Source organism: Serratia grimesii (genome assembly GCF_900186025.1).
Taxonomy (GTDB): domain Bacteria; phylum Pseudomonadota; class Gammaproteobacteria; order Enterobacterales; family Enterobacteriaceae; genus Serratia; species Serratia grimesii.
The window spans coordinates 548,239-566,885 of the sequence record NZ_LT883155.1 but is presented as its reverse complement, the minus strand read 5'-3'; the positions used below and the strand labels follow the sequence as shown (position 1 = coordinate 566,885).

14 protein-coding genes, 1 tRNA gene and 2 pseudogenes are annotated in these 18,647 nt (G+C 48.4%); 9 read left to right on the top strand and 8 right to left on the bottom strand.

The genetic code is table 11. The features are described 5' to 3' along the window. Window positions 1-275 precede the first annotated feature (275 nt). The 6 genes and pseudogenes from SGBXF1_RS02625 to SGBXF1_RS02600 all read left to right on the top strand — a co-directional run bounded on the left by SGBXF1_RS02625 (window position 276) and on the right by SGBXF1_RS02600 (window position 6,014). Window positions 276-2,456, top strand: coding sequence for a carbon starvation CstA family protein (locus tag SGBXF1_RS02625; RefSeq protein WP_037424412.1), 2,181 nt, complete (start codon window positions 276-278; stop codon window positions 2,454-2,456). Between the two features lie 319 nt (window positions 2,457-2,775). Further along, window positions 2,776-2,979: a YbdD/YjiX family protein gene (locus SGBXF1_RS02620; protein WP_004953088.1), complete on the top strand. Its 204-nt coding sequence runs from the start codon at window positions 2,776-2,778 to the stop codon at window positions 2,977-2,979. Window positions 2,980-2,991: 12 nt separating this feature from the next. After that, the gene (yjiA, locus tag SGBXF1_RS02615) at window positions 2,992-3,957 is read left to right on the top strand and encodes a GTPase (protein WP_186427769.1); all 966 of its coding nucleotides are present in this window, start codon (window positions 2,992-2,994) and stop codon (window positions 3,955-3,957) included. Window positions 3,958-4,161: 204 nt separating this feature from the next. Further along, a pseudogene (locus SGBXF1_RS23985) lies at window positions 4,162-4,236 on the top strand (hypothetical protein); the annotation flags it as partial. 96 nt (window positions 4,237-4,332) lie between these two features. After that, window positions 4,333-4,641, top strand: coding sequence for a hypothetical protein (locus SGBXF1_RS02605; RefSeq protein ID WP_186428456.1), 309 nt, complete (start codon window positions 4,333-4,335; stop codon window positions 4,639-4,641). A gap of 254 nt (window positions 4,642-4,895) precedes the next feature. Further along, window positions 4,896-6,014, top strand: coding sequence for an HNH endonuclease (locus tag SGBXF1_RS02600; RefSeq protein ID WP_186427768.1), 1,119 nt, complete (start codon window positions 4,896-4,898; stop codon window positions 6,012-6,014). A 228-nt stretch (window positions 6,015-6,242) separates the two neighbouring features. Here the strand turns inward: SGBXF1_RS02600 and SGBXF1_RS02595 are convergent, their stop codons facing one another. The 3 genes and pseudogenes from SGBXF1_RS02595 to SGBXF1_RS02585 form a co-directional block, all read right to left on the bottom strand. Continuing rightward, window positions 6,243-6,878, bottom strand: a complete 636-nt coding sequence (locus SGBXF1_RS02595) for a carbonic anhydrase (protein ID WP_017891468.1) — start codon at window positions 6,876-6,878, stop codon at window positions 6,243-6,245. Window positions 6,879-7,213: 335 nt separating this feature from the next. Then, window positions 7,214-8,119 carry a hypothetical protein gene (locus tag SGBXF1_RS02590; protein ID WP_238321000.1) on the bottom strand — a complete coding sequence of 302 codons (906 nt, stop codon included), beginning with the start codon at window positions 8,117-8,119 and terminating at the stop codon, window positions 7,214-7,216. 442 nt (window positions 8,120-8,561) lie between these two features. Beyond that, window positions 8,562-8,735: pseudogene (locus SGBXF1_RS02585) on the bottom strand (TA system toxin CbtA family protein); the annotation flags it as partial. 113 nt (window positions 8,736-8,848) lie between these two features. On the opposite strand from SGBXF1_RS02585, the gene SGBXF1_RS02580 reads away from it, so the two are divergent. Both SGBXF1_RS02580 and SGBXF1_RS02575 read left to right on the top strand, forming a co-directional pair. Continuing rightward, entirely contained in the window at window positions 8,849-9,181 is a 333-nt protein-coding gene (locus SGBXF1_RS02580) for a hypothetical protein (protein WP_186427767.1), read from the top strand. Next, window positions 9,178-9,432, top strand: coding sequence for an ogr/Delta-like zinc finger family protein (locus SGBXF1_RS02575; protein WP_186427766.1), 255 nt, complete (start codon window positions 9,178-9,180; stop codon window positions 9,430-9,432). Before SGBXF1_RS02580 ends, SGBXF1_RS02575 begins: the two co-directional genes overlap by 4 nt. A gap of 865 nt (window positions 9,433-10,297) precedes the next feature. On the opposite strand, the gene SGBXF1_RS02570 is transcribed toward SGBXF1_RS02575, so the two are convergent. The 5 genes from SGBXF1_RS02570 to lptF form a co-directional block, all read right to left on the bottom strand. Then, window positions 10,298-12,736, bottom strand: a complete 2,439-nt coding sequence (locus SGBXF1_RS02570; protein WP_186427765.1) for an SIR2 family protein — start codon at window positions 12,734-12,736, stop codon at window positions 10,298-10,300. Window positions 12,737-12,834: 98 nt separating this feature from the next. Further along, window positions 12,835-14,097 (bottom strand): tyrosine-type recombinase/integrase, encoded by a 1,263-nt coding sequence (locus SGBXF1_RS02565; RefSeq protein ID WP_186427764.1) that lies wholly within the window; start codon window positions 14,095-14,097, stop codon window positions 12,835-12,837. A 164-nt stretch (window positions 14,098-14,261) separates the two neighbouring features. Next, a tRNA-Leu gene (locus tag SGBXF1_RS02560) sits at window positions 14,262-14,346 on the bottom strand. A 321-nt stretch (window positions 14,347-14,667) separates the two neighbouring features. Then, window positions 14,668-15,738 carry an LPS export ABC transporter permease LptG gene (gene lptG, locus SGBXF1_RS02555; protein WP_037424418.1) on the bottom strand — a complete coding sequence of 357 codons (1,071 nt, stop codon included), beginning with the start codon at window positions 15,736-15,738 and terminating at the stop codon, window positions 14,668-14,670. Then, window positions 15,738-16,832 (bottom strand): LPS export ABC transporter permease LptF, encoded by a 1,095-nt coding sequence (gene lptF / locus SGBXF1_RS02550; protein ID WP_037424419.1) that lies wholly within the window; start codon window positions 16,830-16,832, stop codon window positions 15,738-15,740. Before lptF ends, lptG begins: the two co-directional genes overlap by 1 nt. 280 nt (window positions 16,833-17,112) lie before the next feature. Here lptF and pepA point away from each other — a divergent pair, with 280 nt between their 5' ends. Continuing rightward, complete coding sequence (gene pepA, locus SGBXF1_RS02545; protein WP_037424420.1) at window positions 17,113-18,624, top strand: leucyl aminopeptidase; 1,512 nt, start codon at window positions 17,113-17,115, stop codon at window positions 18,622-18,624. Window positions 18,625-18,647: the final 23 nt, after the last annotated feature.

Sequence of the window (18,647 nt, the reverse complement as noted above, 5' to 3'; positions counted from 1 at the left end):
TGAAATTCAGATGTCTTCCCCTGTGCCAAGGCGCAATGATGAGCTGTTCCTAAACTCGTCATACTTCAAGTTGCATCGTTGTTGGCTACGGCTGCTCACCCGAATCACTTACTTATGTAAGCTCATCGGGCTTCGTGCCCTTGCCACCTCAATGCCACTCGAATTATTTAGAGTTCATACCCGACCGTTATCCGCACCCAGGCCGTGTGCCTGAAACATCTTATAAGCGGATTAACTCACTCATTTTTTTGCAGATTTGAACTAAGGACATCTCAATGAACCGAGAGGGGATTTTAAAACACATACCCTGGATGCTGCTGGGAATACTCGGCGCTTCTTGCCTGGGCGTAGTGGCACTACGCCGCGGCGAGAACATCAGCGCCCTGTGGATCATCGTCGCCTCGGTGGCGGTGTATCTGGTGGCATACCGTTATTACAGCCTGTACATCGCCACCAAGGTGATGAAGCTGGATGCCTTCCGCGCGACCCCGGCGGTGGTTAACAACGACGGCCTTAACTACGTGCCGACCAACAAGAACGTGCTGTTCGGCCACCACTTTGCTGCCATTGCCGGCGCAGGCCCGCTGGTCGGCCCGGTGTTGGCTGCGCAGGTCGGTTACCTGCCTGGTACATTGTGGCTGCTGGGTGGCGTGGTGTTGGCGGGGGCAGTGCAGGACTTTATGGTGCTGTTCATCTCCTCACGCCGCAACGGCGCATCGCTCGGTGAGATCATCAAAAAGGAAATGGGCCCCGTACCGGGCACTATCGCGCTGTTTGGCTGCTTCCTGATAATGATCATCATCCTGGCGGTGCTGGCCCTGATCGTGGTGAAAGCACTGGCGGAAAGCCCGTGGGGCGTGTTCACCGTCTGCGCCACCGTGCCGATCGCCCTGTTTATGGGCATCTATATGCGCTTCCTGCGCCCTGGCCGGGTGGGTGAAGTGTCGGTCATTGGTATCGTGCTGCTGGTGGCGTCCATCTGGTTCGGTGGCGTAATTGCCCACGACCCTTACTGGGGCCCGGCACTGACCTTTAAAGACACTACCATCACCTTTACACTGATTGGTTATGCGTTCGTTTCCGCCCTGCTGCCTGTGTGGCTGATCCTGGCACCACGCGACTATCTGGCGACCTTCCTGAAAATTGGTGTGATCGTCGGCCTGGCGATTGGCATCGTAATCCTCAATCCTGAGCTGAAAATGCCGGCGGTGACCCAGTTTATCGACGGTACCGGCCCGGTGTGGAAGGGTTCGGTGTTCCCGTTCCTGTTCATTACCATCGCCTGTGGCGCAGTGTCCGGCTTCCATGCGCTGATCGCTTCCGGCACCACGCCGAAGCTGTTGGCCAATGAGAAAGACGCACGCTTTATCGGTTACGGCGCGATGCTGATGGAGTCCTTCGTTGCCATCATGGCGCTGGTTGCCGCGTCCATCATCGAACCTGGCCTGTACTTCGCCATGAACACCCCACCAGCGGCACTGGGCATCACCATGCCAGACCTGCACCGTTTGGGGACCGAAGACGCACCGATGATCATGGCGTCACTGCGCGATGTGACTGCCCATGCGGCAGCGACCGTCAGTTCCTGGGGCTTTGTCATCAGTCCGGAACAGATCCTGCAAACCGCTAAAGATATCGGTGAACCTTCAGTGCTGAACCGCGCCGGTGGCGCGCCTACGCTGGCGGTGGGTATCGCTCACGTGTTCCACCAGATCATTCCTGGTGCCAATATGGGCTTCTGGTACCACTTCGGTATTCTGTTTGAAGCACTGTTCATCCTGACCGCACTGGACGCAGGTACCCGTTCCGGCCGCTTTATGTTGCAGGACTTGCTGGGCAACTTTGCACCATTCCTGAAAAAAACCGACTCGCTGGTTGCCGGTATTGTCGGCACCGCAGGCTGCGTCGGTCTATGGGGTTACCTGCTGTATCAAGGGGTGGTCGATCCGCTCGGTGGCGTGAAGAGCCTGTGGCCGCTGTTCGGCATCTCCAACCAGATGTTGGCTGCCGTAGCGCTGGTGCTGGGTACCGTGGTGCTGATTAAGATGAAACGTACCAAGTACATTTGGGTCACCGTGCTACCGGCAGTGTGGCTGCTGATTTGTACCACCTATGCGCTGGGTCTGAAGCTGTTCAGCGACAACCCGCAACTGGAAGGCTTCTTCTTCCAGGCCGGGGAGTACAAGCGCAAAATCGCCGAAGGCGGTGCCGAGCTGACCGCTCAGCAAGTGGCTAACATGAACCATATCGTGGTGAACAACTACACCAACGCCGGGCTGAGCATTCTGTTCCTGCTGGTGGTGTACAGCATCATCTTCTACGGGGTGAAAACCGCCATGGCGGCGCACAAAAACCCGAACCGTACTGACCAGGAAACGCCATACGTGCCGGTGCCTGAAGAAACGCCTGCCAAGGGCATAACCGAAGGAGACGTCAAAGTTTCACCGCAGCACTGAGGGTGATTTAACGGATACCCTGCATATATCCTTCATCTTTCAAGTCTCAGGGGTGTTGGCTGCCTTCGCTCACCCCAGTAACTTGGTAGGCCAAGCTTCTGGGGTTTCGCTCAGTTGCCGCCTACCTGCAACTTGAAATCTATTGGATATAATGAGATCTATACCCACATACGTGGAGTTGTATCGCAGTGGCAAACCTGCGGGTCCCCGGGAGCATAGTCCACTATGTGACCGAGGTGAGTCGGCGCAGCCAACAAAGAGACAGCTTCAAGTATGACGGGTATATATGCAGGGTATTTTCATCAACGAGGGGAAGGCGATGTTCGGAAATCTCGGCCAGGCGGGGAAATATCTCGGGCAGGCAGCGCGCATGTTAGTGGGCGTGCCTGACTACGATACCTACGTCCAGCATATGAAAGACAACCACCCGGACAAGCCGGTGATGACCTATAAAGAGTTTTTCCGCGAACGCCAGCAAGCCCGCTACGGTGGAGACGGCAAAGGCGGTATGCGCTGTTGTTAACAAGGACCCGTAATGAAACCCATCGCAGTCACCATTCTGACCGGCTTTTTGGGTGCCGGTAAAACTACCCTGCTACGCCATATTCTGAACGCCGAACACGGCTACAAGATTGCGGTAATCGAAAACGAGTTCGGTGAAGTGCCGATCGACAACGCCTTGATTGGCGAGCGTGCCAGCCGCATCACTACCCTGAGCAACGGCTGCATCTGCTGCAGCAAATCCAATGAGCTGGCAGACGCACTGTTGGACTTGCTGGACGGTGTGGACCAGGGCCAACTGGAGTTCGACCGGCTGATCATCGAATGCACCGGTATGGCCGATCCCGGCCCGATCACCCAGACCTTTTTCTCGCACGAGATCCTCTGCGAACGCTTCCTGCTGGACGGCATCATCACCCTGGTGGACGCCGCACATGCCGATCAACAACTGAACCAGTTCAGCATCGCGCAGGCGCAGGTGGGCTACGCCGACCGCATTCTGCTGACCAAAACTGACGTGGCACCGGACTGCGAAGCGCTGATCCAACGGCTGCAACAAATGAACGCCCGCGCACCGGTGTATAAAGTGACGCACGGCGATATCGATCTGGGCGTGCTGTTCGACATCGAAGGCTTTGTGCTGAACGACAAGCTGACCCTGACGCCGCCTGCCCCGCTGTTCCGCCGTATTCCGCAAGCACAAAACAACATTGGCTCGATTGTGGTGTATCACGACCAACCGCTTGAGCTGATGCAGATTTCCGAAGTGATGGAAGGCCTGTTATTGGAATACGCCGACAGCCTGCTGCGCTATAAGGGAATTTTGTCGATCAAGGACGAGCCGCGCCGCCTGTTATTCCAGGGCGTACAACGGCTGTATAACGCCGACTGGGACCGCGAGTGGCTGGCCGACGAAGAACGCCGCAGTACGCTGGTGTTTATTGGCGTGGATTTGCCGGAAGAAGTGATTCGGGCGAGGTTTACGGCATTGGATAAATAGTTTTAGGTAATCCACAAGGGCCATTGGCGATGATAACAATGGCCGCCGAACGTGATAATTGCGAGCCACATTCCAGACTTTACGGTAACCCACCTGTAATTCTATACAGCCTGTTTTTTAGCCTTCCTGCCAGCGCTATAGTCTGTTGGCTGCGGCACAATCCGCAGCCGGAGTTAGCGTTCCGAACATACACTGAGCAGCATTATGTATATAATGCTGGGGCCTAGAACATCCAGAATTATGGTGGCCCAGGCGGAGGCTTCGCAAGAAGCGCCGGTTTCCTTAGTGTCCGGTAACGCTAACTCCGCTTGGGCTACCACCATAGGTTTAGCGTCTTATGTGGTAGCAGCGCACCACACTAAGGAGAGCAAACACATGGAAAACACTTCTACTTCACAACCCGCCACAAACACCCTCACCCTCTATCGCCAACTGTTCAATCAGCTCGATCTCAGCACCTTTGATTCAACGCAACTCCTAGACCTTGCCGCCCTCTCCGCCGAACAGGCCGAAGGACTCTGCCACGGCCTGATGCTGTTCGGTGACCTGCTGCAAAACAACCCGCAACCTGACGACACCCAGTGGGAACAACTGAATCATTACCTCAACGCGACGGCTCACTTGGTGCCTGCGCTGTGCAACCTTTATGGTCGTGCGCTACGGCAGATGGAATGCCAGAGCTGACAGGTTAAAATAAAAAACATAATAAATAATAAGAACGGTATTAGTTTTGTGCCGTTCTTATCACCCCAGTAAATCTCATAGATCTGACTGACATATCACGATAAACACATTCACGAAGGTAGGCATTTCCCCCGTGGCCTGGCATAGTTAACGCATTCGATAAATCGATGAGTTAACTGCTGGATAACGACGCATGGCCGCTGGCAGTACGCAAACACATTGATCAGAATCTGTTCTGCAATGAGGGGAATGTTTTGGCTATTAAGATCGCGATGTTATCTTCGAAAGATGCTGTTTTAGACGCAATCAAGGAATATAACAACCAAGGTTATGATAATTTCCTTAAAAAAAACAAAATTGAAAAAATAAGAACACACAAGGTCAGTTATAATAAATCCCTGTACGATATTAATGGGATCGCCACGGCATCTTATATTCTCCAGCTTGGGGAACCATCAGAGAAGATAAAGTTCAGTGCTAATCTTGAAACGGTTATCCAAGCGTTTAAAAACCTTGGCTTCGAAGTAATTGAAACACCACACCCTCTGGAGAAATTAGAAAAAGGTAAACTTTACAAGCGTAAAGACCTCCACGACCTCTACGGTGGACAAGAACAGGGTGGAATATCCACACCAAAAGATTTCCCCGTGATTTTCATTTTTACTGGTGAGATTGGCGAAACTCATGGGTATAAAGATGGATGGTCTACCGACGACCACTTCTCCTACACGGGAGAAGGCCAAAACGGTGATATGGCGTTTACCAACGGTAATAAACATATCCGAGACCATAAAGATAATGGTAGGGATATACTTTTATTTGAATATAATAAAAAACGTACTGGCGTAAAGTTTGTTGGATTGTTTGAGTGCGATTCATGGAATTACACCCAATGTCTAGATACCGAGAAAAAAATGAGGCAAGGGATCGTTTTTAATTTATTCCGGGTATCTTCCGCTCAAGACGTTGACAATGACACCATTACATCAGAAATTGACCAAAAGAAAGAAACGCTCGAGCAGCTACGTGCCAAGGCCATAAAATCATCCATGATGACGGGCCAGCGTAAAGAAAGTGACAGCAAGAATTCTTGGTTCAAGCGCAGCGAGGACGTGAAAAAATACGTACTGCAACGCGCCAATGGCATCTGTGAGTCATGCGATAAACCGGCTCCGTTCATGAAAAAGAATGGCGAACCCTACCTGGAGCCTCATCACACAAAACGCCTAGCTGATGAAGGCCCCGACCATCCTCAGTGGGTTGGCGCTATCTGCCCTACCTGCCATCGTCGGATACATAGCGGTGCTGATGGGAAAGCGCTGAATCAGACTTTGATGGTGAAGCTGGAGTTTAAAGAGGCTGGCTTTAAATAGTTTTTCTTTATAAAAAACATTCAAGTAGAACTGCTTAGAGGATGATGTTGAAAGAGATGAGCCTACGCAAAAGGAGCATCTTTTCCCCACATCATCCTCTGCCCACGCTTTGCTAATGACAACCTTATTAAGATCGAGGTGTGCTAATCAATGGGGAGCAAGTAACTACCCATAAAAAATCCACGCCGAAACGTGGATTGAATTTCATAGACAAAGCCAACCATCACTTTATTCGAAGTGAACTGCGGGGTTATCCGCCAGTGAAACGAAATTCTTCGTATTTTTATCCAGCGTACGGATCTCGCCACTTTCGATGTCGTACACCCAGCCGTGCAGACGCAGGCCGTTGTTGCGCAGGCCCACGGCAACGGACGGGTGAGTCTTAATATTATTTAGCTGGGCGATGACGTTCTCTTCGACCATAGCGTTAACTTTGTCGATTTCGTTATCCCACGTTTTCTTCTCTACCACCGCTTTGGCCGCGTCCGCGTAGTGCAGCCAGTGGGCCACAGCAGGCATCGGGTCAAGGCACTGGCAAGAAGCTATCGCTTTCATGGCGCCGCAGTTCGAGTGGCCGCAAATCACGATATCCGTGACGCCCAATGCAACAACCGCATATTCAATGGTCGCCGACACCCCGCCCGGTTCCGGGCCAAAGGAAGGAACGATGTTGCCCGCGTTACGGATAACGAAAAGCTGCCCCGGTTCTTGCTGGGTCACAAGCTCGGGTACCAGGCGGCTGTCAGAACACGAAATAAAAAGCGCTTTAGGGTTCTGGCTGGAGGCAAGGCTGCGGAAGAGTTCCTTACGCTGTGGGAAAATCTCTTTCTGGAAGCTGAGGAAACCTTCAATGATATGTTGCATAACACGCTCTCTGGATCGGTAGTATCGATAACATGATAATCATCACTCCCGGTTAGTCCAGCACCTCTTGGATGGGAATGAACGTTCAAGGGACTGCGAAACATGCGTACGAAGCAAGAGCCGTTCGTTAAGCCAGACCTGCCTCCACAATTGAGCCGGAAGGACTCGACTTTATTCCTCCATTATTGCGAGAGCAGCATCCCCTCAACCCGAACTTACCCAAATTTATTTTCCGCAGGTCAGCGACACGTCATACGACAACATTTGGCTCCCTTTGCGAAGCTCTCAGGAAACAAGTAGGTACATAGACCATTTACTACACAGACAGGCTGATGTCATAAATCCTGATCAAACTTATACCTTCTCAGTACGATATAACTAAGATCACCACACCTCAGTATAGGTTTACCTGTTGTAGCATATGTGCAAGTACCAATAATTAGTGCATGACATCCATCTAATTCATCAAGACTATTTTTAACCTTAAATTGCTCTTTAAACTCACTTGAAATTTCGCTATTGATACAGACACTTAACCCAGATTTTATATTGCCTGCATTTAACCAAATCTTGCCATCTCTTGTTTGTCCAACATCACTAATAAAGCCCCAAAAAATTCTACGGGCACCGTTCATCCATGGCGCAACATTAATAAATTCGACAAACAGTTCAGCTCCGCGCTCTGGTAAATCGTTAAAAAATTGATCTTTAAATCTCACCTTTTTATCGGTATAGCATACCCCTTTCGACTGTACTAATTTGTAAAGTAGGTTCTTCAAAGTAAAATGTGCTGGATATTTTAGACTACCACCATCAACAGTTTTTTTACCTGTGAACTTTTGTCCTTGGGGTGTATTTTCAGATGTATCCACTACTGTTTTGACATCAATGTCATAGCTTTGAGTTAACCCCAAATCTAAAACTATGCCGCTATCAGCGTCTGATGCAGGTAGGCTCTTATTTTCATCCCCCTCCCCCACAGCTTCGTATGAGGTCCCCAATGAGCAGTTTTCCTGGTGATGGGCGCAAAAATGCGGTGCATCATTTCCGTAACTTGAACGTCTGAACCATGCATTACCCTTACATTCGGTACAAAGCAAACTCCGTCTCTTTAATTGCATCTCAGCAGGCGGCAACGCATAAAATGCATCCGCGCTCCATTCTTGTTCATCAATAGTACACAAAGCTCTATCCACTTTGGTTCCCTCAATTGGATTTCTCTTAATCATACCATTATTCATAAAGAACCTTTAGTTAGATGGCATGATTCAGCTCACGTTACTGGGAGAAGCTGCGATACCAATTTGTACTTTATAGATAGCGGTGATCCATTAGATGAACTAACTGCACTTATTATGAAAACACAAATTTCATTACTGGAGAAAAATTGGAAGGTATAGCGAACAGATCGGGCTTTTATCTAGCTCAACTTGGTGTCATCTTCCGTCGCTATACACTCAATGCTTGTCAAGCAAATCAACTCATTACTTGGTTGAAATTTACACTAATGTTTACATTGTATTTTATCAGAAATAAACATATACGCTTACCAATAATCACAGACGCATGTTGCAGCGAGTAAATAAGGAAAAGTATCTTAAGTGTAAATTATAAAGACTGTCGATGCATTCACTATTCCACATTATTACAACTTTAACTCAACAGGCCAGCAGTGTTTCGCGCTCACAGAATATCTATAGCCCAGAGATACGATGATTGCTCCTGCAAGCTAAATCCTCTGCGATCTATACGAACCAGCTCATATTTTTCCACCAGAAAATTAACGGCATTAGCCAGAGTGACGCTGGCCTCAATATGTTCCTTAATGATGGTTTCGTCACTGAACGGTGTGTCATTTTACGTCAGGCTCTAGTGCTGTTCCAGCAGGCAAGTAAGCAGTTCAGCGGCGGCACGGCCCCGAAAGTGGTGACGGCCATGAAGTTGCCCTGACTGCTTTTGCCGAACATGCGATGAGCAAGGCGGTAAACGCGCTCAGTGCTGCGCTTATCAGCCCTGACGTCATCAAGGCTTGTGCGCTGGCGAAACAGGCTTACGGCGTTTATGGGAACGACCCGATGAAAATGATTGAGCAACGTCTGTTGGGGGCACTGAGCTACCGTATCCGTAGTGCTACGTCGCTACAGAACATTGAGCACCCGGTATTGAACGACATCGGGCTGACGAAGCCGGAAGAAACCGGGGTATTGCCAGAACTGCAAAACAGCCCAATGCGTCGAATGCATGTTGCAACAGAGCTGAGAACAAAACGTCAGCGTTTGCAGCAGCAAGGGGCCACATCATGATGCGTTGTCCGCTGTGCACCCATTCGTCTTATACCCGTACCAGTCGTTATGTGACCGAACAAACGAAAGAGGCCTATTATCAGTGCCAAAACATCGGGTGTTCCTGCACATTTAAAACGGTGGAGAGCGTCGATAAGATTTTATGTCAGCCCATTCAAGCGGAAACGGTGACCAGCGATGATTTACCGCCGCCGGAGAAAAGGACATTAAATCGCTACCGCCGTTATAGCCGAAATCAAACACTTCATTGATTGAACTGGCCCCGTCGCATTGCTGATTTTGCTGCGGGGTTTTGACCTTGCCCCAAGCCCGAAAACAGCCTTTTTTCTGGCTAGCCTGCCTCAAACTGCGCGTGCATGCATAGAGTGCATGATTTTGCATTAATCCCCAACCTCTAAAAACAGCCAGAACCCTGCGGCACAAGGGCTTACAGGGCCTCTGTATCATGCATGAAATGTGCATGATAAAGTCAGAGCGCGTAGGCGAGGGAGTATTGCGCGCGCAGAGGTTTGAGCGACTTTTCATTTAATGCGTCAACTCGTCGCTGAGCCATTTATTTTTTGCAATTTTACTTAGCAGGATGCAGGCATTATCGTGCCATGATAGCCCTCTGAGTGTGTTTCTTTTTGCTAAGTGAATGGGACGCACAGCAAGGCTGCATAGTCCAATTTGACGGGATACTTACACAAAAGTTGCATGAAACTACATGCAAGAAAATGCACTTTTCATTCCCTGCCGACATAGTACTCATCTGGCTTCGGCATGACACAATTGAAACCTACAGGCGAGACGGGATAGCATGCACACAAGGTTAAAATACGTAATTAATTAAATACACTTGGCATATGATTATTTATTTTTTATTACCAGCCTCATATTATATATTTCGTGAAAAGATGAATGTAAAAATTTGAAGTTAAATGTTTTCATGAGAGTATTGATTGCACAGCACATACCTTGATAAATAATATTGAACCCCACAAGAAATCCAACGCACGCACGTCAGAATAGATTATAAAAACAACCCTAACTAGTTAAAATAATAAAAATAAAAGCCCATCTTTCCAAAGGGCTTATTTAAAATAACCCACCCATACAATCTCACTCAATAAATCATCAAAGAGTAGGATTTGCTCGAAAAAAACCATTACAACGGCGCCTGAACTGCTCCATCACCTGATGGGATTGATTGTTCATTGCAAGTTTAGTCTTGATATACTTAGCATCAAATTCCCTCAATAATCCAGCAATGACTTTCTTTGTATCCAAATCTATATCTCGCTCCACCTCTTCTAAGAAATCAAAATATTTATTAGCAACACGGAAAGGATACTGTCTATTATTTTGCCCGATAATGAGGGCGTGAGCTTGTTTTATCCTATCAATCCTATCTTCTTTACTTGTTAATGTTGAGGCTGTTTCAATAAGTAGTCGAGCATATTGACAATTTACCCAATCATGATTGTAATTTTTACCTTGAGCCAAAGAGTAAGTAGTTTGAATAAACCTCTCAGCAGTTGGATAATCTTTAATAGATAGTTTGGCTATTGCAAATTGTAACCAAAAGTGCTGATTTTTACTATTATCAGAATATAATCTCACACGTTCATAGAACTCATCAATAAACACAACATTTTTAAGTCCAAATATTTTAAGCAAATTTGAGAAAACATTCACATCTTTCATAAATACATTATACTTGGCTTCTCCATTACTGTATTTATTTAAAGACTCATACAGGGAGACTAAAAATTCCAACATTCCTCGAGGATCGCTTGCACTTTTTCTTTCAATAATAACTTTAGCCAAAACGGGATTTTTCAATAATACTAATCTGTTATTTTTCTCCAGAATTTGTGAGGCCACTTCGTTTTTTAAATATTTTACTCCATCTATGCCCCTCACCGATGTGAGAGTTTGTATATCTATACTATCTAAATCATAAGATAAATATGAAGCTATAGAGCAAATGAGCAAACAATCCTCAAGTTCACTATCCTTGTTAACTAAATCCAATAGTGACTCTATTCTTTCAGTGATTTGAGGGGCTTGAAGAATCTCTCCTAAAATTAGAGAAAACTCCCCCCTCAGTTTGTTTTTAAGCAGATCGGTCTTGCCTTTATCATTTAATCTAGATTTTTCACCAAAAAGTCCATTAGAACTCATCAACTTTGCTACGGATTCAATCTCTTCATTAGTCAAGTAATTAACATTAATATCTATATGTGACCATCCTATAGATGTAATTTCTTCATTGTATATCTCATGTAACTCAGTACGACTCGATAGTAGTAGTTTAATTCCATCAGTATTCAGCGATGCTATCAGCTCTAGGTTTTTTAAATGCCTATGATAGTTTTCGATTAGTAACAGTGGTTTCTTTTCTTTTTTTAACTCTTCAACTTCCCTCACCGTAATTTCTTTACCAAGATCCAACACGAATGGTGTGTAACCCATCTCAATTAAATATTCTAATGCTCCGAGGCAGAATAGAGTTTTCCCATTTGCTAATTTTGCATGAACCACAACACATGAATTATTCCGGAGATCATAATCAAGATTTTTTATCTTACTTCTAAAAATATAGTAACCAGACTTTTTTTTCTCGATAGCATTTTTTATTAATGGTTGATTTTCTTCACCATATAAAAAAAGAGAGACTATGTCATTTGTTTTGAAATCTGTATGAGGAGTAGGAGAGATAAATCTCCTTAGCTGTGTGAAATGAAATTCTTGCTTAATTTCTTTCCAAGTATCAATAGAAATTGACAACTCATCTAAAAAACCAGAAATCCCTATATTATGAACGGAACCATACTTTACTAATTTCTTTACGAGTCTTGAATTGGGTTCTGGTGCCGTAATAAATACAATTTTATCTTTTATCTCAGAGTTTTCGATAAGTAGTAATTCAATATCAATATCGTAAAGAGAATAACCAATGAAAAATATATAATCACATTCTCTTAGATCAGCATTAAATATGGTTTTCCACTTCCCATTTGAAAACATTCTCGTTAAATAACTTGTTTCTGTTAACTTGAATTCGGCATTGAACTTATTTAATGCCATTTTTTCAACAAACCCGTTCAGATGCAAACATGTTGTATCATCAGCCGTCATCAATGCAGGCTCATCAGTCATCAACAATGAATTTATAGTTTTATTAGCTGAACGATAAGTTGTTTCAACCAAATCATCATAGTTCGTTGTATAAATTCTTTTCCAATTTATTTTCGCTAAGCTGCTGTAATCCTTAGTGGTATTTTTAGTTCTAAAAGTTTCTGATATCAAGCTAAATAACTTCTCTTTACCAAACTCATCGATGTAATCCTCAGATGATTCTTTCAGACTTAATACGCCATCATCAGGTGATGTCAATCGGTTTTGAATATCTTCTGACAATTCATTTGCGCTGGGGAATCTATTAGAGAATTTATTTCTGGCTTCATAGCTAAAACCAGCACCTAAAAACAATACACTATTTCCTTTAAGGGCTTGAAACAGAGCCTGTTTGATGTCCATAGTTTTTACTTGTTGCGTATTATCATTCATAATAAAATCCTTATGATTTCTACACTATGCTCACAATAACTATATCAATTAGTTTTAATAATTAATATACGCTACACTTTCAGACAGTAACAATATTTTCACTTATCGTAAAATTTTGCGTATTCATACGGATTGATACTACAATTAAGGTTATTTTCAAGATAATCAGCCCACCATTGCACCATCAAGCGACGCTCATCTAAATGTTCTGATGTATGAATATAAGCAGCACGCACATTATTTCGCTCTGAATGGCTTAGCTGACGTTCTATCGCGTCATCACTCCATAACCCTGACTCACCCAAAGCACCGCGCGCCATCGTCCTAAAACCGTGCCCACAGACTTCCGTTTTAGTGTCGTATCCCATCGCACGCAACGCATTATTTACCGTGTTTTCGCTCATGACTTTTTTGGAGTCGTGATCGCCGGGGAAAAGTCGCTCGTTATCACCGCTTAGCAGTTTCAACCTCTCCAACAAGGACGACGCCTGACGACTGAGCGGAACAATGTGTTCTTCTTTCATCTTCATCCCACGGTGCGAGTAGCGAACACCTTCTATTTCTTGCCGCTTTGCAGGTATGCGCCAGCAAGCTTTATCAAAATCGAACTCATCCCAGCGAGCAAAACGCAGCTCACTAGAACGCACAAAGGTAAGTAATGAAAGCTCTACAGCGATACGCGTCATCATGCGACCACGGTAAGCGGTAAGACGAGCAAGAAACTCTGGAAAACGGTGTGGGGGCAGAGCCGGATAATGCCGAGCCTTGGTTATCGTTAAGGCTCCAGCCATATCAACTGCAGGGTTCGAATCAATATAATCGTTCTGGACAGCAAAACGCATGATAGCCGTAACACGCTGTTGCAGGCGCTGAGCAACATCGTGCTTGCCAGTAGCATCAACAACCTTGATCGGTGCTAAGAGATGGCTGGTTTTAAGGCCGCGAATATCAGCTGCGCCAATATACGGGAAAATATGCAGTTCCAGATAGCGGAGCACTCGCGAACGATGATCCTCGCTCCAGCGCTTGTTGCTGATATGCCATTCTCGGGCGATGGTTTCGAAAGTATATGCCCCTGCCGTTTCGGCCTGTGCTTCCTTCTGCTCGGCTTTTGGGTCTACTCCCTGCACCAGTAACCTTTTGGCCTCATCTCGTTTTCCACGAGCTTCGGCAAGGGTAACTGTCGGCCACACACCAAATGCTAAGCGATCTTCTTTTTTGTCATTAGGTCGTCGGTACTTCATGCGCCAGTATTTGGATCCCTTCGCGGTGATCTCAAGATACAAACCGCCACCATCGGCCATTTTGTAGGTTTTGTCTTTGGGCTTTGCGGTCTCGACTTGGCGGGCGTTGAGCTTCATTTTGGGGGCACATTTTCAATCGAAGTGTAGATGCCCCCAATTATGCCCCCACCGATACCCGGATTGCAACGGATGTGCTCGGACGGATTTAGATCAAAAAAAAAGCCTTTCGGCTTTTTCTTCAGTAACTTACGGACTGTTACGGACGTTCTCGAACATACTAATGGTGCCGAAGGCCGGACTCGAACCGGCACGTATCTCTACGGTTGATTTTGAATCAACTGCGTCTACCGATTTCGCCACTTCGGCACTGCAAGTAGTATGCGGAAAACGTGTGCATTATACCTTTCAGCGATCCGCACGCAACACTTATCCGTTGTTCAATGAGTTAAGTGCTGAAAAAATCGTCGACAGGGTCATGTTTGGCTCATTTTGTAGGCGAAATAAGCCCTCATTCTACGAATAACATCGCGGATACCTGTGGCAAACGGCACGGGTGCAGCGTGCATCGCCCCTACGAATGACATCGGCGATACCTGCGGCAAACATCACGGGCGCAACGTGCAGGGCTCCCAGAAACAAAAAAGGCGTAACCAATGGCTACGCCTTCTTAAACTGCCTGTAGCGTCGCTACTTGCGTTTTAGCAGCATATACACGCTGATCAACAAGAACAGCATGCTTGGCAGCAACGCGCCCAGTACCGGCGGCATGTTGTATACCAGGCTCAGTGGGCCGAATATCTGGTCCAGCACGTAGAACAAGAAGCCGAAGCTGATACCGGTTACCACACGCACACCCATCGGTACACTACGCAGCGGCCCGAAGATGAACGACAGTGCCATCAGCATCATCACCGCAACGGAAAGTGGCGAGAACACTTTGCTCCACATATTCAACTGATAGCGGTTGGCTTCCTGACCACTCTGTTTCAGGTACTTCACATAGTTGTGCAAGCCGCTGATCGAAAGTGAGGTTGGGTCCAGCGCCACCACGCCCAGTTTGTCCGGAGTCAGGTTGGTCTTCCATTCGCCGGTCAGCGTCTGGGTACCAGTAACTTGTTTAGGGTTGGTCAGGTCAGACGTATCTACCTGCGACAGCTTCCATACACCGTCTTCAAAGGTTGCACTAGCGGCGTAGCGTACCGTCTCCAGCCTGCGCTGGTCGTTGAAGTGGTAAATGTTCACGCCGGAAAGCTCTTTCTCACCCGCTACGCGTTCGATGTAGATAAAGTCGGTGCCGTCTTTCGCCCACAGGCCGTTTTTGGTGGAAAGCAGTGAACCGCCGTACATCTGCTGCGCACGGTAGTTACGCGCCATCTGGTCGCCCTGCGGGGCTACCCACTCGCCAATCGCCATGGTCAACAGCACCAGCGGAATGGCGGTTTTCATCACCGAACCGGCGATCTGCATGCGGGTAAAACCAGAAGCCTGCATCACCACCAGTTCACTGCGCGTCGCCAATTGCCCCAGGCCAAGTAATGCCCCCAGCAAGGCCGCCATCGGGAAGAAGATCTCGATGTCCTTCGGCACGCTCAGCAGGGTAAACATCCCGGCGCCCAGCGCCGTATAGTCACCCTGGCCCACTCTGCGCAGCTGGTCGACGAACTTGATGATGCCGGAAAGCGACACCAGCATGAACAGCGTCATGATGATGGTGTTGAAAATCGTCTTACCGATATATCGGTCTAAAACACCAAACATCAGGCCGCTCCTCTCAGGCGTGCACGCAGCTTACGCATCGGCACGGTATCCCACAGGTTCAGCGCCAGCGCGATCGCAAAGTACACGGCGTTGACCAGCCAGAGCCACAACATCGGGTCCAGTTTGCCTTTACCGGCGTTGGAACGCAGCGAGGTCTGTAGCAGGAAGAATATCAAATACAGCAGGATGGCTGGCAGCATGCTCAGCACGCGGCCCTGTCGTGGGTTCACCACGCTGAGCGGCACAACCAGCAACGCCATCAGCACCACAGACACCACCAGCGTCAGGCGCCAATGGAACTCGGCACGTGCGTCCGGGTCGTCAGACTCCAGCAGCGTCTTCATCGACATCTGTTCGGCCTGGTTACCGTCCACGGCGACCGCACGGTGGCCTACCACCGCCTTATAGTCGTTGAAATCGGTAATACGGAAGTCGCGCAGCAGTGCAGTACCTTCAAAGCGGGTGCCTTTGTCCAGCGTCACCACCTGCGAACCGTCATTCAACTGGTTAATCTGGCCGTGCTCAGCCACCACCACGGATGGGCGTTGGTTACCACTCGGCCGCAGTTGCGCCAGGAACACATTATTGAAGGTGCTGCCTTTAACGTTGCCGATAAACAGCACCGCGTTACCGTCTTGTGACGTCTTGAACTGCCCTTCTGCCAGCCCGGCAATACTCGGGTTAGCTTTGGCTTCGGACACCACCACGTCCTGATAGCGCGAGGCCCAGGGCCCGACCCAGAACACGTTGGCCGCTGCAATGACGGAAGTGAAAAGTGCCAAGACCATTGCCGCGATGATCAGGGTACGTTTACCCAGACCGCAGGCATGCATCACGGTGATTTCACTGTCGGTATACAGCCGCCCAAGCGTCATCAATAAACCGAGAAACAGGCTTAATGGCAGGATTAGCTGCGCCATCTTCGGCACACCCAATGCGAGCAAAGAAAGAACTAAATTTGTCGGGACATCGCCGTCCACCGCATCGCCTAACACCCTGACTAAGTTCTGACAAAAGAAGATCAGAAGCAGGATGAACAGGATTGCGATTTGGCTCTTTAGCGTTTCCCGTACCAGATATCTTATGATGATCACGCTTATTACGCCTGTGAAAACTTGTCTTTTTGCAGGAAAATCGATAGTTTCATCGCTAATCCGCCATTTATTCTCATCATATGGCAACCGACACAGCTAAAATAGTATTACAACATCTAGCATTTGGGTGTCCTATAGGAACTTACTTATAGTCGCCAAAACAGAGCAATTTACGCCGTTCAGGTTAACATAGTTAGTTAACTCGATGGCCGGAGATCGTTACGGAGTGCGTCATTCTAGCCGTAGCGTCCGCCTTTGTCTTTAAGATTCAGGAGAGTGCATGGAGTTCAGTGTAAAAAGCGGTAGCCCGGAAAAACAGCGCAGTGCCTGTATTGTAGTCGGCGTTTTCGAACCGCGCCGCTTGTCCCCTATCGCAGAACAACTCGACAAAATCAGTGATGGTTATATCAGCGCTTTGCTGCGCCGTGGCGAACTGGAAGGTAAAGTCGGGCAGACGTTACTGCTGCACCATGTACCTAACATTCTCTCCGAACGCATCCTGTTAATTGGCTGTGGCAAAGAGCGCGAGCTCGATGAACGCCAATACAAACAGGTGATTCAAAAAACCATCAATACCCTTAACGATACCGGCTCCATGGAAGCAGTCTGCTTCCTGACTGAGCTGCACGTGAAAGGCCGTAACACTTACTGGAAGGTGCGTCAGGCGGTAGAAACCGCTAAAGAAACGCTCTACACCTTCGATCAGCTGAAAAGCAACAAAGTGGAGCCACGCCGTCCACTGCGTAAAATGGTGTTCAACGTGCCGACCCGTCGTGAACTCACCAGCGGTGAACGTGCTATCCAGCACGGTCTGGCGGTGTCTTCAGGCATCAAAGCGGCGAAAGATCTCGGCAATATGCCGCCGAACATCTGTAACGCCGGTTATCTGGCGTCACAGGCTCGCCAACTGGCGGACGCTTTCAGCACCAACATCACCACTCGCGTCATCGGCGAACAGCAGATGAAAGAGTTGGGGATGAACGCCTATCTGGCGGTTGGCGCTGGCTCGCGCAACGAGTCATTGATGTCGGTGATGGAATATAAGGGCAATCCGAACCCGGACGCTAAGCCAATTGTGCTTGTCGGTAAAGGGCTGACCTTCGATGCCGGCGGCATCTCGATCAAACCTGCCGATGGCATGGACGAGATGAAGTACGACATGTGTGGCGCAGCTACCGTGTACGGCGTGATGCGTGTAGTGGCGGAACTGAACCTGCCGCTGAACGTGATCGGCGTGCTGGCGGGCTGTGAAAACATGCCTGGCGGTAGCGCTTATCGTCCGGGCGACGTGCTGACTACCATGTCCGGCCAGACCGTCGAGGTGCTGAACACCGACGCCGAAGGCCGCCTGGTACTGTGCGACACCCTGACTTACGTCGAGCGTTTCGATCCGGAGCTGGTGATTGACGTTGCCACCCTGACCGGCGCCTGCGTGATCGCGTTGGGCCACCACATCACCGGCCTGATGTCGAACCACAACCCGCTGGCGCACGAACTGATCGGCGCGTCCGAACAGGCCGGCGACCGCGCGTGGCGTTTGCCGATGTCCGACGAGTACTACGAGCAGCTGGACTCCAACTTTGCCGATATGGCGAACATTGGTGGCCGTCCGGGCGGGGCTATCACCGCAGCCTGCTTCTTGTCGCGTTTCACCCGTAAGTATAGCTGGGCACACCTGGATATCGCCGGCACTGCCTGGCGTTCAGGCAAGGCCAAAGGCGCTACCGGTCGTCCGGTAGCCTTGCTGTCACAGTTCCTGTTGAACCGTGCTGGGTTAAACGGCGACGATTAAAATACCCTTCATCTTTCAAGCTA